We start from the raw sequence: 13,481 nt of genomic DNA on the forward strand, positions 1-13,481 counted from the left end.
TGTCATGGTTTGCAAAAGCCGGTTCAGGAGGTCTGGCCTTTCAGCGCGCTCACTTCGGGCTCCGCCCGTGGCGCATTGTCGGAAACCGCCGGCGGCTCGCTCTGCGGAAGATCGTCAAAGCCCAGAATCAGCGTGGTGATAAACGAGACAACCACCGCCAGAATCATCACACCCACCACCCAGACCATGCTCATGGGGTGGGCCGGATCAAAAAACTGTACGCTGGTGAACAGGCCCGGCGCCGCCATGGAATGGCTTGCCAGCCCGCCGATGCCGGCCACCGCGCCGCAGATAAATCCGCTGATGAGACAGGCGATCAGCGGCCGCTTCAGACGCACCGCCACCCCGTACAGCGCCGGTTCGGAAATGCCGGCGATAATCGCCGACGCGGCCGCCGCCAGCGCGGTCTGGCGCAGCTCCCGGTTTTTGGTGCGAAAGGCCACCGCCAGGGAAGAACCGCCCAAGGAGAGGTTGGAGCCGATCTCCGACGGCATCACCATCCCTTCCCGGCCGGTTTCCGCAATGGTCTGGATGATGGTCGGGGTAAAAACGCGGTGCATGCCGGTCATTACCAGCAGCGGCCACAGCCCCCCCATAATGGCCACCGACAGCCAGCCCAGATAGCTGTGGACGGTATACACCACCGCGGAGATACCGCTGCCGATCCAAATACCCAGCGGTCCGATGATGACAATGGCGATGGGGGTGGCCACCAGCACAATCAGCATCGGTTTGAGGAAATTCTTGGTCACCGCCGGCGTAATTCGGTCAATGCCTTTTTCGATATAAGACAGTATCCAGGTCATGCACAGGGCCGGGATCACCGTATAGGTGTATTTCACCGCGGTTACCGGGATATAGGCGAATTCCACCGGCTGCCCTTGCGCCGCCTTGGCCATCAGATCGATAAACGCCGGATGAACCAGTACGCCGGCAATGGCTATCGCCAGCGACAGGTTGGTTTTAAATTTCACCGCCGCGGACGCGGCCACCATGATGGGCAGGAAGAAAAACGCGCCGTCCCCCATGACGTTAAGAATGGCCAGCGTATACGAACCCTTGTCGAATACCCCGGCCATATCCAGGATCATCGCCAGCAGTTTCACCATCGAGCCGCCGATAATCGCGGGAATCAACGGCGACATGGTGCCGATCAGGGCGTCAAGAATGCCGGCGCCGATGCCTCTGAGGGTTATTCGGCTTTTTTTCTCCGGTCCGGCCGCCGGCCCGGTTCCCCCGGGCTGGCCGAGCTTGAGCACTTCGGCGTAGGCCAGCGCGACGTTATTGCCGATAATCACCTGGCACTGCCTTTCGTTATGCACCACGCCCATCACGCCATCAATGGCCTTCAGGGCCGCGGTATCCACCTGATTTGTATGTTTAACCACAAAACGCAGGCGCGTCATACAGTGGGTTAAAGCCTCGATATTGCTGAAACCGCCGATGGCTTCGACAATGGATTTTGCGGTTGCCGCGTAGTTCTTCGCCATTTAATTTTTATCTCGCAGTAGCGGGAAATACGGAGATTTCTCAATGAAAAATTCAAGAAGAAGTGATTGACATAAGAAACCGGTTTCATAAAAGAATGATTAATTTAGATAGATTTGGCAATAGCTAAAATTTACAAAATGTTAAATTTGTGAACATTGTCACTAAATTGACCGTCTACACAGTGGATTGTATTTTTACTTTTAAAAACAGTACTATAAAAAAATAGCGCTAAGTTCTGGCCAAGGGCCGACATGACGGGATTGCTGAAACGCCGGCATAAATCACGTAAACTGAGCCGCGAGCTTTTTGTTGGCAAAAGAGACGATATGACGACAATACGTGAAGTGGTAAAAGAGACGATATGACGACAATGCTCGAAGTGGCGCACAAGGCGGGCGTCTCCAAAGCGACGGTTTCGCGGGTATTGTCAGGCAACGGTTATGTCAGCCCTGCCACCAAGGAGCGCGTCTTCAAGGCCATCAAAGAGAGCGGTTATCGCCCCAACCTGCTGGCGCGCAACCTTGCCACCAGCAAATCGCAAAGCATCGGCCTGGTGGTGACCAACACGCTTTACCATGGCACCTATTTCAGCGAACTGCTGTTCCAGGTGGCGCGAATGACGGAAGATCACGGCCGCCAGCTTATTCTGGCGGACGGCAAGCACAGCGCCGAAGAGGAGCGGGCGGCGATCCAGTTCTTATTGGATCTGCGCTGCGATGCCATTATTATCTATCCGCGGTTTATCAGTATTGATGCCCTTGATGAAATCATTCATCAGCACAAACAGCCCATTATGGTTATCAACCGCAAGCTGCTCAAAAATGACAGCTACTGCATATATACCGATCACCGGGAATCCAGCTTCCGCGCGGTGAATTATCTGTTTGAGCAGGGCCACCGGGAGATCGCATTTATTACCGGCTCGCTGGATTCCCCCACCGGCCTGCAGCGCCTGGCCGGTTATAAAGCGGCCCTCGAGGGGCGCCGGATCCCGTTAAACAACGATCGCATCTACCAGGGCAAATGGACTCCCGCCAGCGGCGCCGCGGCGGTGCACAGCCTGCTCGACAAACGGGTGTCCTTCAGCGCAATGGTGGCCAGCAACGATGATATGGCCATCGGTGCGCTAAAAGCGCTGAGCGATGCCGGTATCGACGTACCCCACCAGGTCTCCCTGCTGGGCTTTGACGATATCCCCATGGCGCCCTACTGCCGGCCGTCGCTTTCAAGCGTACGGATTCCGGTATCCGAAATGATCGCGGCCATCGTTGATAAACTTGTCGACATACTGGATGGCGGGGAGATCAACAAACGCCAAACCTTCATCGCGGAGTTGATGATTCGTGATTCCGTGGCGAAAGGGCCCTGGGCGGACAGTGATATGACCGTATAAGATCACCTTTGTAATGGAACTAACGTGCAATACAGCGCAAGAAAGTTCACTCTTACACGCAATGCAGGTAACTAGAGCCACGTAAAACGGGAGGCGCATATGATTTATGAACTCTGCCGAATCAGCGCGACGGCACTTAGCTTGAAACAAACGGCGGACCGATGCATCCAGTCCGCCCGCGACAATAGCAGGGAAAGTCAGTTACTGGGGGCATGGAGAACGGAAATAGGCGATCTTTTTCAGGTTGTCCTGTTACGGGCCTATCCCGACCTGAATCGGCATGTAGAAGCCCGTGAACGCGCATTGACCGGACCAGGTGAATTTATCGGGGACATGCAAGGCATCACGGAATCGAGAGAAAGCTTTAAAAAATTTCCGTTCTTGCCGGAAGTCAAACCGGTCGCCATGGGAAAATATTTCGAACTGCGCACCTATTACCTTAAACCCGGCGGCCTTCAGCCCACCATTGACGCCTGGGAAAAAGCGCTGCGGCCCGCTGAGGAGTATACATCGCACCTCATTATCAATATGTACGCCCTGGACGGCCTACCTCGCATCGTACATATTTGGGCATTTGAATCACTGGAGGAACGCGCCAGGCTCCGTGAGAAGTATTACTCATTGAAACTATGGCCTCCCCGCGGCGGGCCTGAACAGATAGATCACGCCAAAAACAGCATCCTATTGCCTATCATTCACAACTAAAATCATTATGGGGAGATATATTTATCTCCCCGAGTTTGTCGACAAAGTGCCTGATCGGGACAGGCTGCCAGATCGTAAACACGCCGTAAATCCCTCCCTGGAGGCTCGATCCGCGCCATCCAGGGCGCGGACGGTTTACTCTTCTGGCAGCCTATCTCTCCCTATTAATTTCGAGTACTTTGTCAGCAGTCTGAGGGGGAAATATTCATCTCTCCCTTTGACGTAGCTCCGCAGACTTACAGCGGACGCTGCTGAGCCACCACCGGGCGGGGCTGGGTACGACGGCCCACCATTCCCATCACGCCGGCCAGAACGGCTTCCACCAGCAGCATGAAGAAGGTGAACCAGCTGGCCTTGGCCGTCGCGGCAGCCGCTTTATCACTGGCTTCCCGCGCCTTTTGTTCCGCCTGCTGTTTTAGCTGTTCATATTGCGCACGGGCCTGCTGATAGCTTTTTTCAATTTGATCGACGGTCTGGTCGGCTTCCTGATCGCTCTTGCCGGTGCGCGCCTTGATGATATTTTTCAACGCATCGCGATCGGCGGCCTGGAAAGTATCCTGATTACGCTGGATCAGGCCTTGAATAAAATTAGCCACATCGGTATCCGCGGTCTGGGGATGATTGGCAGTATCAGATGCCTGATTTTGAGCATTGCTGGCTTCGCCCTGCGCTTTATTTTGCAGATTCTCCGGTTGCAGTTCCGGTTTACCCGTCTGACGTAAAGTGGTTTCAATTTCATTCTGTAAACTGTCGAGATTAATATTATTTTCTCCCAGTTTATCTTTAACCATTTGAGTGACCGGCGGCGCGGCGGCGGAAATACCTTTGCCGACGATTTGCAGCCCCGATCCCACCACACTCATTGCGCCGCTCATGGCGCTATTGACCACCACAATCAGGAACCAGGCGCAAATCAAGGTATTCACGCCGAACATTAACAGCCCGTGGAGCGCCCCTTCGCGCTGAGCCAGGCGTCCGCTGAAGTAAGCACCCGCGGCTATGGCGATCAGCATACTGGCGCCGGTCCAAATGGCGGCGCCGGTTCCTAAGCCCTCAAGGGGATTCTGTTCTTTCAACGGATCAATGGTGCTGGCACCGACGGCGGTACCCAATATAGCCAACAGTAAATAGACCACCATTGAAATAATGACACCAGCGAAAACGGCGCTCCACGAAATACGCTTGAGCGGAACGCCATTTACCGGCTCAACCAATGTATCGTTGTAATGTCCAGGTGCAGTGGTTGAATTTTCGATCATGTTGAAATCTCCATTTATCGCCAGACTTGTTATTGTCGGATCGCAGTTGCGTGAAGGTAAATTTCTGCGACTCATGGCTAACGACAGCATTTAATCAATCCATAACATTAGCCATATTAATATTAGTCATAGAACGGAAAATGTACCAAAAAATCTTTAATGGGCATCATTGCGATAAAAAAGAGGATAAAAACTAATATTAATCATTGTCATTGATGAGAAAGTGAATCCGCCGCGGCTCTCGCCAACACCTCGGCATTCAGGTAATAACTCTATTCATATTAGCCCTGCTGATGATCATGGCATGTTGGCACGCCGGTCAGGGAAACGCGGCGGTCCGGGTTGATTTTTTCGCCTGCCGCGAATGTATTAAATAATTATATATTTAGTTTTTATACGATTAAGCTAGCTTTTTCATCTAGCCTTTTCATCTAGCCTTAAAAGAACCGTCAGGAGCAAATATCCTGATACGGTGACCCTTTGTATCATCTCGTTAACGTGACGAACCGCTGCGGCGGATTTTTATATTTGCCGGATAACTTGTTACATTCGAAATTATATCTATACTAATTATATAGCGCTTGAGGTTGGCTCTGAGGGCGCTATTTCTACAAACTCCGTCCGAGCTCCTACCTTGGGCGGTTTTTTCTGCCTGACTCGGCGCAATCGTCTTTACATTAAAGGATAGTTGGAAAACAACCGATAAATCAGTATGACCTGCTGACTTACCGGGTAATTGAATGGACAACAAAACCGACCATGAGCTCAAGCGCAAAGCTTGGCTTGCCGTGTTCTTGATTTCTGCCGCATTTTGGCTTGCCGTCGGGCTTGTCCTCTTTCGATTGCTGGCTAAGCATAACGCGTAAGGAATAGCGACGTCCGGGTGGGAAATTTTTTTATTAGGGATCAGGACGCGGGGCGAACGAAGGTCTCAACCTGGTCAGTGCGATCGGTATATAATATGCCGTCCAGATGATCAACTTCATGCTGAATAATTCGTGCATGAAAGTCGCTTGCCCGCCCTTGCACTGCCCGCCCATTGATATCCTGCGCCGTATAGGTAATGTGGCGCCAGCGCTCGACGTAGCCGCGTTGTCCTGGAATGCTCAGGCAACCCTCCCAGCCTTCGGCTTTATCATTGCCTACCGGAGTGATCTGCGGATTAATCAGCGCCGTCAAGGGGACCGGCTCAATGAGCTCACCGTCGCGTTCCAGAGCCTGCGCCACTTCCAACACAATCACGCGCTGCGATATGCCCAGCTGCGGCGCCGCCAATCCGACGCCTTTTTCCTCTCGCATGACCCGCGCCATATTATCCACAAGCTCCCGCAGCTCCGCCCCGAAGGTAGAGACAGGCTGTGATTTAGCCCGCAGCGCGGGGTCCGGCACATAAATCAAAGTATATTCAGTCACTTATTTTTCCTTCTACAATAGGCCGCCCCGTTTTTTTATCCTTCCATGGCCTGGATTTATTGTCAATTAGTACAATTGGCAAATATTAACTATCCTTATTCTTGTGAATAATAAAAAGAGGAATAGTTATGTCAGATATTACAAAACCAAATGATGAAGCATTCGATGATTTGGCTAACTCTGCGAAGAACAAAGCTGAAGGTCTCGCCGGCGCCGCCCAGAAAAAATTCGGCGAAGCGGTGGATTCTCCTGACCAACAAGCAAAAGGTGCGGCACGGCAGGCTACGGCAAAGGTCTCGGAAGTCTTTAACGATGCGGTCACAGGGGCCCGTGACCAGGTCCGTGAATATCCGCTCGTAGGGCTTGCTGCAATCGGTACCATCGGTCTCCTGCTGGGCTTTATACTGGGCCGGAAATAACTTCCCGGGGCGTTTGCCCGCCCCTTTCCCCCTCTTTACCTCCTTATCGCATCGATTGTCGGATGGCGCCATTCACCCCAATGTGGTACACACTGTTGAAAGCTCAAGCCTGCCGCCTGCTCCGATGGCGATAGGGAGACGACAATGCGGGATCCCATCGTTTTTGGCGAGTGCTGCATCAAAAACGCATATACAACGAATTCACTTTTGGCCGTCTCAGAATGAAACAAGAAGTATTGGCGGGGATATCAGTGGCCGGCCTCTTGCTGCCCTCGGCCATCGCTTATGCGGCTATTGCCGGCATGTCGCCGGACCACGCGATCGTCGCCACCATTGTCGGTCTTGGCATCTATGCCCTGCTGGGACGAAGCCGGTTCGCCATGGTCGCGCCCACCTCATCATCGGCGGCCATTCTGGCAGCGCTGATCATTTCAATGCAACGGCAGGTGCCCCAGGGCGCTCTGGTGGCCGATGCGGCAATCCTCGGGGCCGGATTATGCTTTCTGGTTGCCGGCGCCTTGCGTGCCGGCGCCTTGGCGAGTTTTATCTCGCGCCCGGTGCTGAGCGGCTTTTCTTTTGGGATTGCATTGACCATTACCATCAAGCAGATCCCCGCCATCGCCGGCGTTACGCTGCCACCAAACGGAGACAGCGGCATCCTGCCGTTGATCTGGCATTTAACCGAAGCCTTGCCGCAATTCCATATCGCGTCGGTGGCGCTGGGGGTTTCGGCGCTGCTCAGTCTGGCGGTTTTGCGGCGATGGCGTGGCTTCCCGGCCTCGGCGCTGGTGCTTGCCGCCGGCGTGCTGCTATCGGCGCTGGTGGACCTGCCGGCATACCATGTGGGGTTGGTGGGGGCCATCGCCATCGCGATGCCCGGACTCTCCTGGCCCGCGCTTTCCCTTGATGACTGGTCACGAATTATTGAACTCTCGGTGCCGCTGTTTTTGATTCTTTTCGCCGAGTCCTGGGGGTCAATCCGCGGCCTTGCGCTGCTGCACGGCGACAAAGTCGTCGCCAACCGCGAGCTGGTTGCACTGGGCTTCGCCAACGCTGTCGCCGGGCTGCTGCACGGCATGCCGGTAGGGGCGGGTTTTTCCGCATCTTCCGCGGCGGAATCCGCCGGGGCGCGGACACGCTATGCCGGCCTCGCAGCCATGATAGTATTGATCATTCTCAGCCTGTGGGGCCGCTCTCTGGTGGCGCTGGTGCCGGCGCCCGTGCTGGCATCCGTCGTTATCGCATCCTTGTTTCACGCGCTCAATCCGGGGCCTGTCCTGCGGCTTTGGCACATTCGGCGCGACGAAATCGTGGCGACGGCCGCCGCCCTGGCCGTGATTGGGTTTGGCGTGCTCGACGGCATGATGATTGCGGTTGGCTTATCCTTACTGGCCCTGCTGCAACGGTTCTCCGCCGCACGGATTGCCCGCCTTGGGAGAATTCCCGGCACCCATGATTTTGTCGATTTGGCCAGAAACCAGAAAACCGAGACAGACCCGAGGATTTTGATGGTGCGGCCCATGGAGCCGCTGTTCTTTGCCAACGCGGAACGGGTGCTGGCGGTGGTGGCCGATTGGGCCGAGGCGGATTCGGCCATCCGGGTGGTCATTCTTTCACTTGAAGAAAGTCCGGATTTTGACAGCACGGCAATGGATGCCTTGCTTGAATGCCAGGTGCGTTTGGCGAAAACCGGGCGCACGCTTCTGCTGGCGCGGGTAAAGGATGATCTTCGCGACCTGTTTCGCGTAGCCGGCCCCCATTGGCTGGCGAGCGACGATTGCTGTTTCTGGAGCGTGTCGGATGCGTTTAAAGCGGCGTTAAAGAGACCGTAGTACAGAAAGTGTTGACTAATCTGGGGTTGTCCAAAAACGGCAAGTCATGTAACAATTCAGCAATATCCTGATTATACTCTCTCTTTTTATGAACCGTCGTTGAGGAAGTGATGCGTCGTATCGTATTGTTATTGTCATCTTTGTTTCTAGCCGGCGCGGTTTTTGCCGGCCCGGTCTTGGCTAATCCAATTTTACCTCTATCGTCGGCCTTGAATGAGCGCATGCTCATAATGAAAGATGTAGCAGGTTACAAGGCAGAACACCATTTACCGGTTGAAGATTTAGTCAGGGAACAAAAAGTTGTCGCTTTGGCACAGGAAGAAGCGAGGGACACAGGTCTGGATCCACAGTCTGTGGTGCCGTTTATACAGGCACAGATGGATGTTGCAAAGGCTATTCAATACCGTTACCTTGCTGATTGGTTATCCAGCCCTGAGCAGAACTGGCGACCTAAAAACCTTGATGATGTCAGGAAGGCGATTTCTGACCAAGACAAGGTGATACTGAATTCCATCGGCCAGCGATTACTTGTCGGTCGTTTTAGCGAACAGGATAAGTCGGAAATTTCTGGCTTATTGAATGCGCCTAATTTAAGCGATGCAGACAAGTCTCACCTGGTTAACGCATTGTCCCTGATCAAGCGTAGAACATAGAAAACACTGCCTTTCCATCCAGCAATGTGCCCACCGGTGCGCGGCCACAACAAGGGAGTGTCCGTGATTCCAGGGGCAGTCAGGGCACATAAACTCTTACCAGGATATCTTTTAAGGTTAAATCACCTATGCTTCGCTCCGCATTTTTCATTCGCCTTATCAGCATCATTACTCTTTTGCATGTGTATATCGGCGTGCGGCTCATTTCTGACCTGCCGGTGGGCGCCCCGTACAAATGGCTGGGAGGACTGCTGCTGGTTGTGTCCGTTTTTCTGATCCCGCTGGGCATGGCCGCGCGCACTATCAAAAAACAGCCGCTGTCGGACCTGCTGGCTTGGATAGGCTATCTCGCCATAGGCTTGTTCTCGTCGCTGCTGGTGCTGACCGTATTGCGCGATATCCTGCTGCTGCTTTACGTCGTGAACCGCCTGCGGGGCATAGCGTCAACCCCTTACGATTTCATCTCCGTGAGCGCGCTCTGCGTGCCGGCGTTGGCCGTACTGCTCACGTTGCTGGGCGTCTATTACGCGCGCCGAAACGCGCCGGTGAAGATTATCGATGTCCCTATCCCGGGATTGGCGGCGGCGCTGCATGGCTTCAAGATTGTGCAAATCACCGACATCCATATCGGCCCCACCATCAAACGCGGCTATGTGGAGAAAATCGTCGCCACGGTGAATGGGCTCAAGGCGGATCTGATTGCCGTCACCGGCGATGTGGTCGACGGCACGGTGCCCCGGCTGGCGGCTGATGCGCAGCCCCTCGGCGCGTTATCGGCCAGGCACGGCACCTTTTTCGTCACCGGAAATCATGAATATTATTCCGGCGCGGATGAATGGATCGTTGAGTTTCGCCGGCTGGGTTTCCGGGTGTTGATGAACGAGCATGTGGTGGTGAACCACGACGGCGCGCATGCTGTCGTTGCCGGCGTAACGGATTATAACGCGGGCAACGTAGACCCGGCGCACATGAGTTCCCCGGCGAAAGCCATACAAGGCGCCCCGAGGGACATCCCGTTCCGGCTGCTGCTGGCCCATCAGCCGCGCAGCGCGGCCGCCGCATCGGAGGCAGGCTTTACGCTGCAATTATCCGGCCACACCCACGGCGGCCAGTTCCTGCCGTGGATGTTCTTCATTCGGTTTCAGCAGCCTTTTGTGCACGGGCTGGGCAAACTTAACGATCTTTGGGTATACACCAGCCGCGGCACGGGCTACTGGGGGCCGCCGGTACGGCTGGCCGCGCCGTCTGAAGTCACGCTTTTGCGTCTGGTGGCGGATCAACCCGCGGTTTAACCGCAATGGCCGCAATGCCGGACGTTGCGCTTCTTGACAAAGCGCCCTGCCGGGGCAAGCTGCCAGATCGACTCCAAGTACGTTTGTCAGCAGTCTGAACGTCCGGCGACGCCGGCCGTTCGCCATACCCCACGGCCGCGTCGTGTCACAAGCAGCCTGTCGATATATTCATGCCTTTACAGGGTCGGGCTTTTGCGCGCCCGCGCCACGATCTGCGTCGGGTTGACGAAGCGCAGCGCCACAATCAGCCAGATAAGCGAACTCACGGTGTAGATAACGGCCATGGCGTCAATGGATTGTCCGGCCCTCACCCCGGCGGCGAAAACGGAATAATAAAGTGATACCACCAGCGTCTGGCTGCTGGGGCCGGCGGTGAGGAAGGTCAGTTCAAACATGGAGATAGTCCTCACCAGGGACAGCAGGGTTGCCGCCAGGATGCCTGGCAACAGCATGGGAATCAGCACATGAATGAAAAGCTTGCCCGTATTGGCGCCGAAGACATGGGCCGCCGCCTCGATGCGCGGATCGATCTGCTCGATAAACGGTATCATCAGCACCACGACAAAAGGCACGGTGGGCACGAGATTGGCCAGAATAACGCCGTTCATGGTGCCCGCCAGACCCAGGCGATAGAGTAAAGTCGCGAGGGGAATGCCGAAGGTGATGGGCGGCACCAGCAGCGGCAACAGGAACAGCGCCATCACCAGCGATTTGCCGGGGAAGTTCCGCCGTGCCAGCCCGTAGGCGGCAGGCACGCCGATCAGCGCCGACAGCACAACCACCGTGCCGACGATCTGGAACGTCGTCACCAGCACGTCCCCCAACTGAAACTCCCGCCAGGCGGAAAAGTACCAGCGGAACGTGAAGCCGGCCGGGAGCCAGGTGCCGAACCAACGGGTGCCGAATGAATTCACCACCACGGTGGCGATAAGCGCCAGCAGATTAAGGATAAAAAAGGCCACAAAGGCCCAGATGGCAATCTTCCACAGCCTGTCCAGGGTAGTTTCCAGGTTCATAGCAGCTTTTCCAGGTTCATGGTTTATCCCTTGCCCCCACCCGCGGGCCCTTTATAAAACAGGCTGCGCGCCGTGAGAATGATGCCGACGATAACAAATTGGACGACAGCCATGATCATGGCGATAGCCGATGCGAAGGAGTAGTCGTACTGCTCGAACGCCGCCTGCGCGGCCGCAATGGAGATCACCCGCGTCTCCCCCGCCGGCGCCCCCAGGATAACGGCGGAGGGGAAGACCGAAAATGCATCCACAAAAGACAGGCAGAAGATAACCGCCAGGCCGGGCAGGATAAGCGGCAGGATCACATGCCGGAAACGCTGGCGCGCCCGGGCGCCGAGGGTGGCGGCCGCCTGTTCCAGGGCCGGGTCGATACCGGAAATCATCGACAGGGCCAGCAGGAAGGTGAAGGGGAAGCCGGTGATGATCAGGGACAGGAAGACACCGGTATAGTTGTGGACCAGGCGCACCGGATGATCGATAAGTCCCACGGTGACCAGCACCCGGTTAAACCAGCCCTGCGGCCCAAGGTAGTTCAGCAGGCCGTCGGCCACCAGTACGGTGCCGAGGGTGATGGGAATCACCAGAATGGTGGTCAGCACCCGCTGATGGCGCATCAGCCGCACCCGCATGGCGATGGGCACCGACAGCGCCACGTTCACCAGCGTGACGGGGAATGCGAGTTGCAGGGTCAGCCAAATCGTCTGATAAATATAGGGATCGGAAAAAAATTTGGCGTAGTTGGCATACCATTGCCCGCTCTTGGGCATAAAGGAATGCACCAGTCCATAGAGAAACGGATAGATAAAAAGCAGCAGCAGGAACAGCGCTGCCGGCAAAATCAGCAGCGTCACGCCGTCAAAACCATAGTCCGCCAGCCTGCGGCTTCGCTGGGTGTACAGGGTTTCAGCGCCGGCCGGCTTCATTGCACGTTCTCCCGTGGGTAAACCAGCACACGATCGGCGGGCGCCCCCAAGCGCACCGTCGCACCCGGGGCCATAGCGTCCCGCGCCCGGAAAAAGACCTCGTATCCGTCAGCGGTCCGGCCGGATCCGAGAAAATTCTCGCCGGAATACTCCATTCCGGTCACGATCGCGCCGATAGCACCCTCCGGCATCGGAACCAGGTCGGAAGGACGAATGGCGGCCACCACCTCTCCCGCGTCCGTGGCATCCATCCCCCGGCCCCATAGGGTTGCGCCCGAGAGTGACATTTCTACGTCATCCCCCTGCTTGCGCAGGATCCGCGCGGGCAGCGCGTTGCGAAATCCCATAAACTCCGCCACATCAAGATGGGCCGGCCGATTGTAGAGATCGTGCGGCGTACCGATCTGGCGCACGCCGCCATCGCGCAGCACGACGATCCGGTCGGCGAGGGACAGGGCCTCGTCCTGATCGTGCGTCACGTAAATGGTGGCGGAACCCAGCAAACGGTGTATACGGCGGATTTCGCCGCGCATTTCGAGCCGCAGCTTGGCATCCAGGTTTGAAAGGGGTTCATCCATAAGCACCAGCGGCGGCTCCACCGCGATGGCGCGCGCAATGGCTACGCGCTGCTGCTGCCCGCCGGAGAGCTGGGCCGGCAATTTATCGGCCTGCTGCGCCAGCCTGACCACGTTCAGGGATTCCTCCACCTTAAGATCCATTTTGGCTTTAGCCACTCCCTGCATTTGCAGGCCGAAGCTCACGTTGCGCCGGACAGTCATGTGCGGGAACAGCGCATAGTTCTGAAACACCATGCCAAAGCCGCGGTCCTCCGGCTTGAGCATGTCGATACGGCGATCATCGAGCCAAATGCCGCCCCCGCTCAGGGACAACAGGCCCGCCAGACAATTCAGGGCGGTGGATTTACCGCAGCCCGACGGACCGAGCAGCGCAATGAACTCCCCGCGCTTTACCGTCAGCGTCACGTCCCGCAGCGCATTATGGCTGCCGAAGGCGCGGCTGATATGCTCCAGGCGCAGTTCGCGAAAATCCCGTGATGTTATTGCCATTGTTCACTGCCTCAGCCT

Annotated in this window: 13 protein-coding genes; 7 read left to right on the forward strand and 6 right to left on the reverse strand. The window is 56.0% G+C overall.

The features are described 5' to 3' along the window. Positions 1–23: 23 nt before the first annotated feature. Entirely contained in the window at positions 24–1,490 is a 1,467-nt protein-coding gene (ascF, locus tag ACL2XJ_RS00495; RefSeq protein ID WP_413725323.1) for a PTS cellobiose/arbutin/salicin transporter subunit IIBC, read from the reverse strand. Between the two features lie 362 nt (positions 1,491–1,852). On the opposite strand from ascF, the gene ACL2XJ_RS00500 reads away from it, so the two are divergent. Then, on the forward strand, positions 1,853–2,884 hold the full coding sequence (locus ACL2XJ_RS00500) for a LacI family DNA-binding transcriptional regulator (RefSeq protein ID WP_413725324.1): 1,032 nt from the start codon (positions 1,853–1,855) through the stop codon (positions 2,882–2,884). A 99-nt stretch (positions 2,885–2,983) separates the two neighbouring features. Next, a complete protein-coding gene (locus ACL2XJ_RS00505) occupies positions 2,984–3,589 on the forward strand; it encodes an NIPSNAP family protein (protein WP_413725325.1) in 606 nt (201 codons plus the stop codon). Positions 3,590–3,825: 236 nt separating this feature from the next. On the opposite strand, the gene ACL2XJ_RS00510 is transcribed toward ACL2XJ_RS00505, so the two are convergent. Further along, a complete protein-coding gene (locus ACL2XJ_RS00510) occupies positions 3,826–4,848 on the reverse strand; it encodes a hypothetical protein (protein WP_413725326.1) in 1,023 nt (340 codons plus the stop codon). Between the two features lie 740 nt (positions 4,849–5,588). Between ACL2XJ_RS00510 and ACL2XJ_RS00515 the strand changes: the two genes are divergently transcribed. Further along, the gene (locus tag ACL2XJ_RS00515; RefSeq protein WP_413725327.1) at positions 5,589–5,714 is read left to right on the forward strand and encodes a YmiA family putative membrane protein; all 126 of its coding nucleotides are present in this window, start codon (positions 5,589–5,591) and stop codon (positions 5,712–5,714) included. Positions 5,715–5,754: 40 nt separating this feature from the next. Here ACL2XJ_RS00515 and def read toward each other — a convergent pair whose 3' ends face one another. Next, positions 5,755–6,261: a peptide deformylase gene (gene def / locus ACL2XJ_RS00520; protein WP_132926388.1), complete on the reverse strand. Its 507-nt coding sequence runs from the start codon at positions 6,259–6,261 to the stop codon at positions 5,755–5,757. A 128-nt stretch (positions 6,262–6,389) separates the two neighbouring features. On the opposite strand from def, the gene ACL2XJ_RS00525 reads away from it, so the two are divergent. The 4 genes from ACL2XJ_RS00525 (at position 6,390) to ACL2XJ_RS00540 (ending at position 10,457) form a co-directional block, all read left to right on the forward strand. Next, complete coding sequence (locus ACL2XJ_RS00525; RefSeq protein ID WP_132926386.1) at positions 6,390–6,680, forward strand: CsbD family protein; 291 nt, start codon at positions 6,390–6,392, stop codon at positions 6,678–6,680. Positions 6,681–6,901: 221 nt separating this feature from the next. Beyond that, a complete protein-coding gene (locus ACL2XJ_RS00530; RefSeq protein ID WP_413725328.1) occupies positions 6,902–8,512 on the forward strand; it encodes a SulP family inorganic anion transporter in 1,611 nt (536 codons plus the stop codon). Between the two features lie 110 nt (positions 8,513–8,622). Next, the gene (locus ACL2XJ_RS00535) at positions 8,623–9,165 is read left to right on the forward strand and encodes a chorismate mutase (protein ID WP_413725329.1); all 543 of its coding nucleotides are present in this window, start codon (positions 8,623–8,625) and stop codon (positions 9,163–9,165) included. Positions 9,166–9,293: 128 nt separating this feature from the next. Beyond that, positions 9,294–10,457: a metallophosphoesterase gene (locus tag ACL2XJ_RS00540; RefSeq protein ID WP_413725330.1), complete on the forward strand. Its 1,164-nt coding sequence runs from the start codon at positions 9,294–9,296 to the stop codon at positions 10,455–10,457. A gap of 176 nt (positions 10,458–10,633) precedes the next feature. On the opposite strand, the gene ACL2XJ_RS00545 is transcribed toward ACL2XJ_RS00540, so the two are convergent. From ACL2XJ_RS00545 to ACL2XJ_RS00555, 3 genes are read right to left on the reverse strand one after another with little or no spacing between them, the layout of a single operon-like run. Then, a complete protein-coding gene (locus tag ACL2XJ_RS00545; RefSeq protein WP_132926378.1) occupies positions 10,634–11,473 on the reverse strand; it encodes an ABC transporter permease in 840 nt (279 codons plus the stop codon). 23 nt (positions 11,474–11,496) lie between these two features. After that, the gene (locus tag ACL2XJ_RS00550; protein ID WP_132926376.1) at positions 11,497–12,396 is read right to left on the reverse strand and encodes an ABC transporter permease; all 900 of its coding nucleotides are present in this window, start codon (positions 12,394–12,396) and stop codon (positions 11,497–11,499) included. After that, complete coding sequence (locus tag ACL2XJ_RS00555) at positions 12,393–13,463, reverse strand: ABC transporter ATP-binding protein (protein ID WP_413725331.1); 1,071 nt, start codon at positions 13,461–13,463, stop codon at positions 12,393–12,395. The genes ACL2XJ_RS00550 and ACL2XJ_RS00555 overlap by 4 nt, the downstream gene beginning before the upstream one ends. Positions 13,464–13,481 lie beyond the last annotated feature (18 nt).

This window comes from Sodalis sp. RH16 (assembly GCF_047324245.1).
Classification (GTDB): Bacteria; Pseudomonadota; Gammaproteobacteria; order Enterobacterales; family Enterobacteriaceae; genus Acerihabitans; species Acerihabitans ligni.